The 12,358-nt window shown below is 59.1% G+C and carries 11 protein-coding genes and 1 tRNA gene; 6 read left to right on the top strand and 6 right to left on the bottom strand.

Annotated features, from left to right (window positions below):
* The first annotated feature begins 121 nt into the window (after nt 1–121).
* The 3 genes from ABEA58_RS03090 (at nt 122) to ABEA58_RS03080 (ending at nt 3,056) form a co-directional block, all read left to right on the top strand.
* Complete coding sequence (locus ABEA58_RS03090; protein WP_345548736.1) at nt 122–1,105, top strand: MlaA family lipoprotein; 984 nt, start codon at nt 122–124, stop codon at nt 1,103–1,105.
* A gap of 31 nt (nt 1,106–1,136) precedes the next feature.
* Entirely contained in the window at nt 1,137–2,318 is a 1,182-nt protein-coding gene (locus ABEA58_RS03085; protein WP_345548734.1) for a PP2C family protein-serine/threonine phosphatase, read from the top strand.
* 219 nt (nt 2,319–2,537) lie between these two features.
* On the top strand, nt 2,538–3,056 hold the full coding sequence (locus tag ABEA58_RS03080) for an STAS domain-containing protein (protein WP_345548732.1): 519 nt from the start codon (nt 2,538–2,540) through the stop codon (nt 3,054–3,056).
* 330 nt (nt 3,057–3,386) lie between these two features.
* On the opposite strand, the gene ABEA58_RS03075 is transcribed toward ABEA58_RS03080, so the two are convergent.
* The 5 genes from ABEA58_RS03075 to ABEA58_RS03055 form a co-directional block, all read right to left on the bottom strand.
* On the bottom strand, nt 3,387–3,848 hold the full coding sequence (locus tag ABEA58_RS03075; protein WP_345548730.1) for a tellurite resistance TerB family protein: 462 nt from the start codon (nt 3,846–3,848) through the stop codon (nt 3,387–3,389).
* Nucleotides 3,829–4,806 (bottom strand): transaldolase, encoded by a 978-nt coding sequence (gene tal, locus ABEA58_RS03070; RefSeq protein ID WP_345548728.1) that lies wholly within the window; start codon nt 4,804–4,806, stop codon nt 3,829–3,831. The genes ABEA58_RS03075 and tal overlap by 20 nt, the downstream gene beginning before the upstream one ends.
* Before the next feature lie 71 nt (nt 4,807–4,877).
* Nucleotides 4,878–5,813, bottom strand: a complete 936-nt coding sequence (gene dusA / locus ABEA58_RS03065; protein WP_425563509.1) for a tRNA dihydrouridine(20/20a) synthase DusA — start codon at nt 5,811–5,813, stop codon at nt 4,878–4,880.
* A gap of 236 nt (nt 5,814–6,049) precedes the next feature.
* On the bottom strand, nt 6,050–7,255 hold the full coding sequence (locus ABEA58_RS03060; RefSeq protein WP_345548724.1) for a glycerol-3-phosphate dehydrogenase/oxidase: 1,206 nt from the start codon (nt 7,253–7,255) through the stop codon (nt 6,050–6,052).
* The gene (locus ABEA58_RS03055) at nt 7,239–7,931 is read right to left on the bottom strand and encodes a glycerophosphodiester phosphodiesterase family protein (protein ID WP_345548723.1); all 693 of its coding nucleotides are present in this window, start codon (nt 7,929–7,931) and stop codon (nt 7,239–7,241) included. The genes ABEA58_RS03060 and ABEA58_RS03055 overlap by 17 nt, the downstream gene beginning before the upstream one ends.
* Before the next feature lie 416 nt (nt 7,932–8,347).
* Here ABEA58_RS03055 and gltX point away from each other — a divergent pair, with 416 nt between their 5' ends.
* On the top strand, nt 8,348–9,823 hold the full coding sequence (gene gltX, locus ABEA58_RS03050) for a glutamate--tRNA ligase (protein WP_345548721.1): 1,476 nt from the start codon (nt 8,348–8,350) through the stop codon (nt 9,821–9,823).
* Between the two features lie 155 nt (nt 9,824–9,978).
* Nucleotides 9,979–10,054, top strand: a tRNA-Ala gene (locus ABEA58_RS03045).
* Nucleotides 10,055–10,383: 329 nt separating this feature from the next.
* Here the strand turns inward: ABEA58_RS03045 and ABEA58_RS03040 are convergent.
* Nucleotides 10,384–10,647, bottom strand: coding sequence for a hypothetical protein (locus tag ABEA58_RS03040; RefSeq protein WP_345548719.1), 264 nt, complete (start codon nt 10,645–10,647; stop codon nt 10,384–10,386).
* Between the two features lie 581 nt (nt 10,648–11,228).
* On the opposite strand from ABEA58_RS03040, the gene ABEA58_RS03035 reads away from it, so the two are divergent.
* Entirely contained in the window at nt 11,229–12,065 is an 837-nt protein-coding gene (locus ABEA58_RS03035; protein WP_345548717.1) for a hypothetical protein, read from the top strand.
* Nucleotides 12,066–12,358: the final 293 nt, after the last annotated feature.

Here is a 12,358-nt window from a genome sequence, read left to right as displayed (position 1 = left end):
CGAAAAAAGTCGATGACAGCCGCTAAAACTGGCCGGCTGCTATGCTGCCAAGGGTGGTTCAGGTTCCTCCCGGGCGGTAAAATCTGTCACTTTCATGTCTGGTTAGGATAGGAGCAGGCTTTTGCTGGGATGCACACACAGGTTGCCTTCACTGACGCTTTTGGCGTTGCTGGCGCTACCTTTCACTTCGCAGGGACAGGATGATCCCTTTACCGACGTTACTCCCGAGCAGCAGCCCGCTGCGTCTGCTGGCGAAGGCCCGGACGCTGGAGATAACGCCCAGGCTGCCAGCGGCGCAGCTGGAACAGCCGCCCCGGCAGCGGCTGATAACCCAGCCGGTTCCGCCGCTGGTTCTTCGCTTGAGGACGAATACGGTTTCGATCCCGCGGCGGAATTCGGCGGCGCCCAGGACTCCGCAAGCCAGGACCCCTGGGAGGGGGTAAACCGCGCGGTATTTCGCTTCAATGACGCCGCCGATCGCTGGTTCCTCAAGCCCGTCTCAGTCACCTACCGTGAGGTGACACCGATTTTCATGCAGTCCGGTTTCAGCAACTTCTACGGCAACCTGGGGGAAATCACCAATTCCCTGAACAGCGTGCTGCAGTGGAAGTGGCGGCAGGCCGGCAATGACGCGGGTCGCTTTCTGATCAACAGCACGGTTGGCGTGGCGGGTCTGTTTGATGTCGCGCAGCACTGGGGGCTGGACCCTAACGATGGTGAGGACTTCGGCCAGACCCTGGCGGTCTGGGGCGTGCCGGCGGGCCCCTATGTTGTGCTGCCATTATTGGGGCCTTACACCGTCAGGGATGTGCCCGGCGGCTGGGTGGATTTCTATACCAACCCCATGGCGTACGTAGATCACGAGCGCACCCAGCTCTCCTTTCTCTTTGGCGATATGGTACAGACCCGGGCCAGCTACCTCAGCACGGAATCCCTGCTGCAGGGCGATCGCTATGTTCTGCTGCGCGATGCCTACCTGCAGCGCCGCGAGTTCCTGATCAAGGATGGCGCCTCCTCCCATGAGGATACCGCCGAGGGTGGCGCTGGCGGTGATAGCGCCACAGAGACCGGCGCCGAGAGCGAGACCGATCCCTTTGCCTTCTGAGTACACAATAATGACCGAGTTGGCCTGACCTGTGCGCGAGCGCCAGTCACTGCTGTTGATCGAGGCTGATCAGCAGTCCCGGGATTTTGTCATGGGGTCATTGATTGGCCTCGGCTTCAGGGTCACCCTGGCGCAGAGCGGCATCGAGGGTATCGGCAAGTTCGCCCCGGGGTTGTTCCAGCTGGTGGTCACCGACCTGCACCTGCCGGATATGGGCGGCCTTGAGGTGCTGCGCAAAATCAAGCTCTCCAGCCCGGATACGCCGGTGGTGGTGCTGGCATCCAACAGCGAAGTCAGCGATGTGGTTCAGGCATTGCGTCTGGGTGCCAGTGACTATCTGCTCAAGCCCATCGAAGACTATGCGGTGATCGCCCATGCCATTTCCCGCATAACCGAAGCGGAAACCCTGGCGCAGGAAAACCGCGAGTACCGCGAGACGCTGGAGCGGCGCAACCGCGAGCTGCGGGATAATATCGAGGTGTTGCAGCGGGATCAGGAGGCGGGCCGGTTGCTCCAGCAGCACCTGCTGCCGAGAACCCCATACCAGTACCCAGCCGGCATTGAAGCGGCTTACCGCCTCGTCCCCTCACTTTTTCTCAGTGGCGACTTTGTAGACTACGGCCTGTTCGGCGAGCGTTTTGTCGCCTTCTATCTTGTCGACGTTTCCGGCCACGGTGTGTCCTCGGCCCTGGTTACGGCACTGATCAAGCACAGCATCATGCACCTGCTGCGTGAGAAGCCGCTGTTTACCCACCTGGACGCATTGCACGATGACCTGCTGGAAATCCTGCAGACCATCAATAACGAGCTTCTGGCTACCCGCCTGGACAAGCACGCCACCATGTTTGTGGGGGCGCTGGACAGCTGCGCCCGCAAGCTGCATTACGCGGTGGCGGGCCAGATGCCGACGCCGGCGCTGGTGACCGATCATGGCGCCGAGTGGCTGCCGGGCAAGGGGCGCCCGCTGGGGCTGTTTGAGACCGGCAACTGGCAGGTGCTGGAAGCCTCCCTGCCGCCAAGCTGGAGCCTGGTGGCCTGTTCCGACGGGGTGCTGGAACTTTTCAATGGCGACCTGCTGGAACGGGAAGCGCAGCTGTTGAGTGCGATCGATAACAGCCGCGGTGATCTGGACAGCCTGTGCTCGGCGCTGCATCTGGATACATCGGAAGCCCTGCCGGACGATGTGACCATCCTCACCCTGCGCCAGAGCTAAACGGAGCTGACTGGCTGGTCTGCAACAGGTCGGGGAAATGCTTGTCTCGCCAGGGCGGCGGGAGTAAGCTCCGAGCGATTCGTAATCAAAAGTGTGGAATCCTTCGGGCTAGCGCTGTGATCTGTGATCTAGCTGAGGCGCCGCACTGACACCAACGTGAACTTTCGCACTTCTGTAGTGATCGCAGCGCGCGGCACGGCGGAGGCGCCAGAGGTTATTATGCAGTCCGGGCAAATAATGGTCGGCGCCCACCAGGGTATATATGTCATCAAACTGGTAGGCGATGTGCGGCTCAACCTGTGCACCTCTTTCGATAATTTTATCGACAGTATGTTTGAACAGGATGACTTCAAGGATGTGGTGTTCGATCTGCACGGTGCGCAAGGCATCGACAGTACCACGCTGGGGCTGATGGCCAAGATCGCCATTCACGCACTGGACCGGGGCTGTGAAAAACCGCTGGTGTTGACCACCGATGAGGGCATTACCCATCTTCTCGATGCCATGGGCTTCGACGCTCTGATCGAAGTGAGTGACGAGCAGCGGGACTACGCCGCCGAACCCAAACCCCTGCAGTGCAAGACGCCGGATGAGTGCGCGGCACGGGAAAAAGTGCTGGAAGCGCACCGTGTGCTGATGAGCATGAACGAGCACAATGCGGAGACCTTCCGCGATCTGGTGCATACGCTGGAACGGGAATGCGCCCCCTTCGACAGCCCCGTCACCCGGGTACACTGACAGCGATTCCAAGCAGAGACCCTGAGCAATCCCGGAAGATTTCTCAGCGACACCTTAATGACACTTTAACGATTCCGTTAAGATTCCAGATTCCAGTTACCAGAGCGCCGCTAAGGCTGTTCAAGCCGTTAAAACCCTCGTCGAAGCAGATAGTGGCGACACCACTCTGCGTCCCAATGCCTGACTTTCGACTTCCTTTTAAGAGCCGGATCTGGTTTTGAGCGGGATACACCCCGGCAGCTTCCTGTTCCCATTCAATATTGAATTTACCAGTGCCCCCGGCCCGCGATCACCGCGCGTATTGCCCGTTATCCTCTTTCCGGTCGTCCCCTAATTGAGCTTGCCCATCTCCCGGGCCTCTGCCCGCGCCCGGGTGAAGAGCCCGTGGGGCAGATAAATCAGGTCCGCCACGCGGCGGATCAGGTGTTCCTCGAAGGGTTCGATCTGTCCGTCCGCAAGGGCTACCTGCCACATCTGCCGTACCAGCAGGTATTTGTCGTTCTCGTCGAACTCCTGGTTCACCGTCTGGGTGAATTCGTACAGCGAGGTGGCGTTGTCGCGCTGCTCCAGGGCTTCGTCCACCAGTTCACGGGCAGCGCTGGCTTCGAGCCGGTAATGCTGCTGCAAAAGCGACACCAGGGTTTCGCGTTCGCGCGCATCCAGTTTCTGGTCCACCGTGGCGACCTCGGCCAGCAGCGCGGCGCTTATCATGCGAATGTCACTGGCATCGTGCTTTTCAATATCTTCGCTATTGCCGATTTGCTCGAACAGTTTACGAATTTGTCGCAACATCGCTCGCCTCGTGCTCCTTCGCCTGTTGCAGGAGCAGTTGTTCCAGTTGTTCCTGGTCGTGGACAAAATTGCGGATGCCCTCGGCCAGCTTTTCGGTGGCCATGGCATCGGCATTCAGCTGGTAGCGGAACTCCGCCTCGCTCAGTGCCTGGCGCGGGCGGGCCTGTGGCGCGACCTGCTCGGGCAGGCCGCTGGCCAGCGTGCCGCTGTCCTCTTCCAGGGCCTGCAGCAGCTGCGGGCTGATGGTGAGGCGGTCGCAGCCGGCCAGGGCCTCGATCTCGCCAGTGTTGCGGAAGCTCGCACCCATCACCACGGTGTCGTAGTCGCACGACTTGTAGTACTCGAAGATACTGCGTACCGAGGCCACGCCGGGATCATCTTCCGCGGTGAAGTCCACACCGCTCTTTGCCTTGTGCCAGTCGAGGATGCGCCCGACAAATGGCGAGATCAGGGTAACCCCCGCCTCGGCGCAGGCCAGCGCCTGAGAGAAGCTGAACAGCAGTGTCAGATTGCAGTGTATACCCTCCCGCTCCAGCAGGGCGGCGGCGCTAATGCCTTCCCAGGTGGAGGCGATCTTGATCAGCACCCGCTCGCGCCCAATGCCCGCCTGTTCATACAATTGGATCAGCTGGCGGGCGTACTCCACCGTCGCGCGGGTATCAAAGGAGAGGCGCGCATCCACTTCGGTGGAAACCACACCGGGGACGATATCCAGAATCTCGGTGCCGATGGCCACGGCCAGTTTCATGGCCGCCAGGCGGCTGCGGTCGCCGCCGTGGCGCTCGGCCCAGGCCAGGGCTTCCAGCAAATGGGACTGGTATTGGGGCAGCTGGGCGGCCTTGTACAGGAGTGAGGGGTTGGTGGTGGCGTCGTGGGGGCGGTAGCGGCGGATCGCCTCGATATCACCGGTGTCCGCCACTACCAGGCTGCGCTGGCGCAATTGCTCAAGTTTATTCATCTCACGTCCTTAGATTTACATTTATTTTGTTGTGACTTCCGAACAAATTTTGGCCTTCCTTTGGCCGGCTGTCAGGCAGCCTGGGTAACGAGCGCCAGGGCCTCGCGCATTACTTCCGGGCCCGCGTCGGGCCTGTGGGCATTTTCGCTCAGGTGGCGGCGGAAGCGTCTCGCCCCCGGCACTCCCTGAAAAAGACCCAGCATATGCCGGCTGATGTAATTCAGGCGCTGGCCGTTTTGCATCTCCCGCTCGATATAGGGCAGCATCTGCTCAACCACTTCCACCGGGGTGGGGCCGGGCGCGTCGCCAAAGAGGCGGCTGTCCACCTCCGCCAGCATGGCCGGGTTCTGGTAGGCGGCCCGCCCCAGCATAACACCATCCAGTTGCTGCAAATGTTGCTCGCACTCCTCGATGGTATTAATGCCGCCATTGAGCACAATTTCCAGCTGCGGGAAGTCCCGTTTCAGCTGGTAGACCATGTCGTACTTGAGCGGTGGAATCTCCCGGTTTTCCTTCGGGCTGAGTCCGTTCAGCCAGGCCTTGCGCGCGTGCACGATAAACGTCTCAATGCCCACCGCCGCCTGCGCCTCCACAAATGCGGTCAGTCCGGCGTAATCCTCCATATCGTCGATGCCGATACGGTGTTTCACGGTGACGGGAATGGAAACCGCTGCGCGCATGGCGGCCAGGCAGTCCGCCACCAGGGCCGGTTCCGCCATCAGGCAGGCGCCAAAGCGCCCGGACTGCACGCGGTCGCTGGGGCAGCCGCAGTTCAGGTTTACCTCGCTGTAGCCCCACTGCTGCGCCAGCTGCGCGCACTGGGCCAGCTCCTGGGGATTGCTGCCCCCCAGTTGCAGAGCCGCCGGCTGTTCTTGCGGGCTGAAATCCAGGTGTCGCTGCCGGTCACCGAACAGCAGTGCGCCGGTGGTGACCATCTCTGTATACAGGGTGGCGCGCCGGGTCAGCAGGCGCCAGAAGTAGCGGCAGTGGCGGTCACTCCAGTCCATCAGCGGTGCGGTGCAGAAGCGGTGGCTGACACTTTGCGGGGCGGTGCTGTGCTCGCCCGCACCGTATTTGGCGGTGATGGGAGTAGGGTTGCTGGAATTGCCCCCGCTTTGTTCTGCGGAGCTGGGAGAGGGCGCGGGAGCGGCTGGGGAATCGGGCATACAAACGGTGTGTTGGGAACGTCAGGAATTGTCCGCGCATTATAGGGGATTGGCCGTGCTGCCCGTAACCGGCGCTGTCAGTGGTTTTCCTTTTCCGAGCGGCTGCTGGCGCTGGTACTGGCGGGCTCTTCCGGTAAGTCGCGCTCCACTGTGTCCAGGGTGGGGCGCAAAGCCTTGACGATCTTGCGCGCCGTGGCCCGGTAGCTGGTCAGTTTACCGCCGGCAACGGCGACTACGCGCGGATGTTTGGGGTCATCGCAGCAGAGCATGGTGTCGCGGGGGCGCGAGAAAGGCGTGCCTTTTGACTGTGGCAGCACCCGCAGGCCGGCCCAGCTGTCGCAGATGTCCTTGGCAAGCAGTTGCCGCGTCTGCGGAAAGTAACGCTGCACCGTCTGCAGCAGGTATTGCTCTTCCGCCAGCGTCGGCGCCACATGGCGCGGGTCGCCGCGGTAACTGCGCTCGGTGGTGCCCACCAGTGTGCGGCCTTTCCAGGGCATGACAAACACCGCTCGACCATCCGCCGCCTCGACATAAAAGATTCGGTCGCCAAGGGTGAGGGGCAGCTCGATATGGGTGCCCGCGACCAGATCGAGCGGCGGCACTGCTGCCTGTGGCGAACAGCGCTCGTTGGTATCGTTGACCCAGGGGCCGCTGCAGTTGACCAGCACGCGGGCGCGCAGTGTATTCAGCTGGCCCTCGGCCACATAGTCCACGAGCATTCCCTGTTTGGCCAGCTCGGCGCCTACCAGGCTGCCTGGGCAAATCAGTGTTGCCCCCTTGGCAACGGCAGCCTCGGTCACGTTGCGCGTCAGTGCCGCGTCATCGGTCTGAGCATCGTAGTAGCGGTAGACCGCCAGCAGGTCTTCGGTATTGAGCCCGGAGAGTTTGTCCCACTCGCGGCGGGGGATGGCGCGAAAGCGCGAGTCGGAGCGGGTGATACCCGCCAGCAGGGCATACAGTGTCAATCCCAGGCGCACCGTCCAGGGTGAGCGGCGGCTGTGGCGGTAGACGGGGATATAAAAAGGCACCATGCGCACCAGCTGTGGCTTGTTGGCCAGTAGCCAGCGACGCTCGTGCAGGCACTCGCGCACCAGCTGAAACTGGCCGCTTTCCAGATAGCGCAGGCCGCCGTGAATCAGCTTGGAGGAACGGCAGGAGGTCGCCGCGGCAATGCCCTGCTGCTCGAGAATCGCTACACGGTAGCCCGCCTCGGCCAGGGCCTCCGCCGCACCGGCACCCTGAATGCCGGCGCCGACCACCAGAACATCAAAATCCATAGACATCGCTGGCTTCCCGGGAGCGCATCAGTAGGGGCAGGTTGCCGGTCAGGATATGATGGGCGCCGCGGGCGCGCCACGCAATCGCCTCCTCGGCGGAATTGACCTCATATACCACCCATTGCCAGGGTCCGGGGGGAAGTTCGTCACAATCGACATTGCGGTCGCGGATCAGCAGGTAATCCGGTGCCAGGGTGAGCACATCGATGGTCAGGCACTTGGCAACGCTGTCCAGTTTCAGGGCCACCTGATGACAGCCAATACTGCGGGCCAGGCGCAGGCTGCGGCAGTCGCGAGTCATCACGGCAAAGGAATCGCGCTGGTGCAGCAGCCGCCGGGCTACGGCTTCAACGGCCTGTTCGGTGCCGACACTTTGCAGGGTCTTGTCCTGCAGTTCGATAAACCAGTCCAGGTGCCGGTGGCGGCCGGCCCAGTCGAGCAGTTGGGCAAGCGTGTTGAGGGGCAGCTGGCGCAGATCGCGGTCACTGATCCGGTGCAGGGGTTTGGCCCTGCGGGTGCCGGGCAGGCGCAGGTTGGGCGGGGCGAAACACCAGGGCGTGCCCTCGGCGCTGAACTGCACCTGGGCCTGGATGGCGCAGGCGCCCAAGCTGTGGGCGTCCTCGAAAGCGGCGATGGTGTTTTCCGGCTGGCGACTGGTGTCGCCACGATGCGCTATGAGCATGGACTCGATCCATTCTGCGGGCGTTATTGTGCTTTCCGTTTTGTGCTGTCGGAGCGCACGCAGTGCCCGCGCCGGCGCTCATCGCAACAAACTGGATTTTCCTGCTGGATTCTCGCTGGAGCCCGCATGCATGCCCGGAGCGGTCTGAGCCGTGGGCGCGGCCATACAGGAAAAATAGTCGCTGCAAGCGTGCTTGCAAGGCGCCGGGGGAGTAAAAAACGCTTTCACCCCCGTGCCCGGCAATCCAGCGTATTCTCGCTCCGCCCCCGACTTGGGTTCAGCGCACAGCCACTGTGGCGGTGTTGTGCAGGCGCGCCAGTGAGGCCGCGAAACCCGGGGCTGTGCTCCGGGCTGGCGGCACCCTTATAATGCCGCGCCTAAACTTGACACCAATCCACCCCCCAATCAGGTTTGCTATGACCGTAAGAACCCGCATTGCCCCGTCCCCGACTGGTGATCCCCACGTCGGCACCGCCTATATCGCCCTTTTCAATATGTGCTTCGCCCGCGCTCAGGGCGGCCAGTTTGTGCTGCGGATCGAGGATACCGACCAGCAGCGCAGCACTCCGGAATCCGAAAAGGCGATTCTCGACAGCCTGCGCTGGCTGGGGCTGGACTGGGATGAGGGGCCGGACGTGGAGGGCCCACACGGCCCCTATCGCCAGAGCGAGCGCGGCGACATCTACCGCAAATACTGCGAGCAGCTGGTGGAGCGGGGGCACGCCTTCCACTGCTACCGCACCGCCGACGAGCTGGAGCAGCTGCGCGAAGCACTGCGCGAGGCCGGTCGCACCGCCCTGAAGCCAAGTGACCTGGCATTGCCGGAAGCGGAAGTGGAAAAGCGCAGAGCCGCGGGCGAGCCCTATGTGGTGCGCATGAACGTGCCGGAAAGCGGCACCTGTGTGGTGGAAGACCTGCTGCGCGGCACCATCGAGATCGATTGGGCGCAGGTCGATGCCCAGATCCTGCTCAAGTCCGACGGCATGCCCACCTACCACCTCGCCAACGTGGTGGACGACCACCTGATGGAAATCACCCACGTACTGCGCGGCGAGGAGTGGATCAACTCCGCGCCCAAGCACAAGCTGCTGTATGAATACTTCGGCTGGCAGATGCCGGTGCTGTGCCACCTGCCGCTGTTGCGCAACCCGGACAAGACCAAGCTGTCAAAGCGCAAGAACCCCACTTCCATCCTCTATTACCAGCGCGCCGGCTTTATGCCCGAGGCCCTGCTGAACTACCTCGGCCGCATGGGCTGGTCCATGCCGGACGAGAGCGAAAAGTTCACCCTCGACCAGATGCTCGAGCACTTCGACATCCACCGCGTCTCCCTCGGTGGCCCGGTATTCGACGTGGAGAAACTGTCCTGGCTGAACGGCCTGTGGATTCGCGAGCTGGAAAATGAGCAGCTGGCGGACCGGCTCACCCAGTGGATGTTCAACCGCGAAAACCTCCTCAAGGTACTGCCGCACGCCCGCGAGCGTATGGAAACCTTTGCCGACTTCGCGCCGCTGGTGAGCTTCCTCGCCGCCGGCCAGCTGCCGTTGACCGAAGCCAGCTTCGCCGACAACAAGCTGGAACTGGAAGAGCAGAAGAAACTGCTGCAGTTCGCCCTGTGGCGCCTGGAAGCGCTGCGCACCTGGGACCGCGATAACATCTTCCAGACCGTGAAAGCCCTGGCCACCGCCATGGACATCAAGCTCAAGGACTTCAACGCGCCGCTATTCGTGGCCATTAGCGGCACCACCGCCTCCTTCTCGGTGATGGATGCCATGGTACTGCTCGGCCCCGACCTGAGCCGCGCCCGCCTGCGCCACGCGGTGGAGGTGCTGGGAGGTGCCGGCAAGAAAGTGCTGAAGCGCTGGGACAAGGAGTACGCCAGCCTCGCCTGACGCCCGCAGGGCGGGGCCTCTCCCCGCCCACAGCGCAAGCCGACGGGCCGGTCGTAACTGATTGATTAAAAAGTTATTTTTTCTGTTGACAGCGGGCGGCGCACTGTTAAAATGCGCCTCGCTTTCAGGGGAAACCCACTTCGAAAGCAAACTTTGGGGCTATAGCTCAGCTGGGAGAGCGCAACACTGGCAGTGTTGAGGTCAGCGGTTCGATCCCGCTTAGCTCCACCAAATACGAAAAAGGCCACATCCGCGAGGATGTGGCCTTTTTCGTATTTGACCGAAGTGAACGGGATGGAGGTAAAGCCCCGGTTCACAAGGCCCCGCCTTATGGGGCCGCAGAGCGCCCGCACGGGCGACCCCGAAGGGGTGAGCGGGCGAAGCCCGCGAATCATCATCATCCTGCGGACTGGACTCGAAACCCGCTTGAACCCCGCTGGAGAACGGTGCGAGGTTTCTCTGGAGGGGGGGGTGTCTGGGGGAACCACAGTTACAGCCAGAAAATCTGAGACCGCGTTCGGAAATTTTTGTTGATGGCGATTGGGTTTCCTGTTTTGAACTTATGGAATTACTAGCCGCCAAAGCTTTCGGTTAGTGCTTGCAAGTTTGCTGGTTCCTGCTTTGTAATTGTGGTTTTTATATTTTGAAAGTGCATCTCGTAGCTCAGCCGAGACGGCCTCTTTCTCTGCGAAAAAATATTCTGAATCGTTTTCTAGATCTTCACAGAGCCGTTGCAGTTCAGTCTTGGCTTCGCCCATGAAGTCTACCGATGCGCATTCGATGATGTAGGATAAGTGCTCAAGAGTTCTTAGTATTTTTTCCATAACGCCACCTTCTTGTTTTTTATTTTAGTTCAAGATTTACAGCCTGTTTTGCATTCCGGGAAGTATGAATAATAAATGGTGATCAACTGTTTTCGGGATATAAATTAAGTTTTTCCACCTCTTTAACTTCGTTTATCCGTAAAGAGTGGGTCAGAGTAAAATTATGATCCTGGATTTAACATTATCTGATTTTAGGTCGCCCTACGATCCTTCCGCCACGCTCACAGCCTGATACGCATAAATCGGCAGCTGACATTAATCTTATTGATTGTCAAGATAGATTTGATAGCTTCTCGCGCATGCAGGTGTCAATACTTCCCTGATTCTTTCCCAGCAGACGATGCCACCTTGTATTTTACGGGAGAAACTCAATAAGAATAAATGCGCGTCAATTCTGTGATTTGGTGGTCGATTTATTACGGATAACATTTCATTACTGCGACCCGTAGAGAATTTAGTCTGTATGGTTGATGCTGTTTCTGGTAAAAATGCCTGCTTTAAAAAATTTCTATCTATGCAAATGTGGCGCAGAGCTATTTTCTGTTTATTTTGTGTGATTGCATCAAAACAAGGAGGCGGTTTTGATTTCAAAGGGAGTTCTTCAGTTTGTATTCGTAGGTTTAATGGCGCTTCACCTCGGGGCCTGCAGTGGCGGAGGTGATGATGGAAGCAATGGAGATGGTGGCAGCGCTGGTGGTCAAGGTAATGGCCCCACGCCCTCGCAGCCAGATCCTGTAGCTGATCAGAATGCCGAGGGTTTGTGGATTGGTGAAACCGATACCGGCATGTCTATCAATGGCTTGGTGTTGGATGATGGCCAGATGTATATCTTATATTTTGATCCGGAAGATGAATGGGGTGAGAATGTTCCGATCATGCCGGGTTTTATTCATGGTTATACGACGGTAAACGGTGATGAATTCAGTGCTACAAGTATAAAAGATTACGCTTTCGAAGCTAACGAGGTTTTTTCGGGAAGTGTTTCTGCGGTCATATCAGAGGAGGCATCACTGGTCGGTGAGATTGACTATGTGGGCGGGAACAGTGTGGCTTTCAGCGCTTCTTACGATACTGCCTACGAGCGTAGCCCTTTTATTGGTGATATGGAGGGGGAGTTTGAAGGTACCGCTTACATCGTTGATGGGTGGGCGAGTGCTAGTATCTCGGTTGAAAGCACTGGCGCTTTTGCTGGGGCGTCTTTAAATGGATGTGAGGTTTCAGGCGTTATTTATGAGCGCGGCAGTGGCAATGTCTATAATGCCGAAATCACCTTTGGTGCCGACCCTTGTATCATGCCGAATGAGACGCTATCGGGAATTGTTTACTTTGATAGTGGGTACTTCTATATGGCTGCTGCCCATCAGGATCAGACTAATGCGATACTGTTTCTAGCAAAGAGGCCGGGGCTTGAAGACTGATTTTATCTGCCGCCTGTTGTTTGGGTTTTCTTTTCTGTGATTGGATAACCCATTGGGCGGCAATGTTATTTCTCGTTGCAAATTTATAATGTGTTGGTATGCAGTTTTTTGTGGGTTAAGCATAGTATTTTTTGGGATACCGATTTTAAAACCATCCCATGCTCCTCAATAAGTTGCTAAATATGTGTCCAAGTAACTATCCAGATAAGTGTTTCATAAATAGCACATGAATTTTTTGTTTGATGGGTCGGCTGTTTAAGAGCTTTGGGTAGGTTTGGTGTGCGCCATTCCTC

It is taken from the genome of Microbulbifer aestuariivivens, from assembly GCF_039545115.1.
Classification (GTDB): Bacteria; Pseudomonadota; Gammaproteobacteria; order Pseudomonadales; family Cellvibrionaceae; genus Microbulbifer; species Microbulbifer aestuariivivens.
Note: the sequence above shows the minus strand (reverse complement) of the source record. Positions and strands in the feature narration are given on the sequence as shown.

Excerpts from the sequence above, each read along its gene's own strand:
- dusA (WP_425563509.1), bottom strand. The coding sequence starts at position 5,813 with ATGGACTGGAGTGACCGCCACTGCCGCTACTTCTGGCGCCTGCTGACC.
- ABEA58_RS03040 (WP_345548719.1), bottom strand. The coding sequence starts at position 10,647 with ATGGAAAAAATACTAAGAACTCTTGAGCACTTATCCTACATCATCGAA.
- ABEA58_RS03055 (WP_345548723.1), bottom strand. The coding sequence starts at position 7,931 with ATGCTCATAGCGCATCGTGGCGACACCAGTCGCCAGCCGGAAAACACC.
- tal (WP_345548728.1), bottom strand. The coding sequence starts at position 4,806 with ATGAATAAACTTGAGCAATTGCGCCAGCGCAGCCTGGTAGTGGCGGAC.
- ABEA58_RS03060 (WP_345548724.1), bottom strand. The coding sequence starts at position 7,255 with ATGTCTATGGATTTTGATGTTCTGGTGGTCGGCGCCGGCATTCAGGGT.
- gltX (WP_345548721.1), top strand. The coding sequence starts at position 8,348 with ATGACCGTAAGAACCCGCATTGCCCCGTCCCCGACTGGTGATCCCCAC.
- ABEA58_RS03075 (WP_345548730.1), bottom strand. The coding sequence starts at position 3,848 with ATGTTGCGACAAATTCGTAAACTGTTCGAGCAAATCGGCAATAGCGAA.
- ABEA58_RS03080 (WP_345548732.1), top strand. The coding sequence starts at position 2,538 with ATGCAGTCCGGGCAAATAATGGTCGGCGCCCACCAGGGTATATATGTC.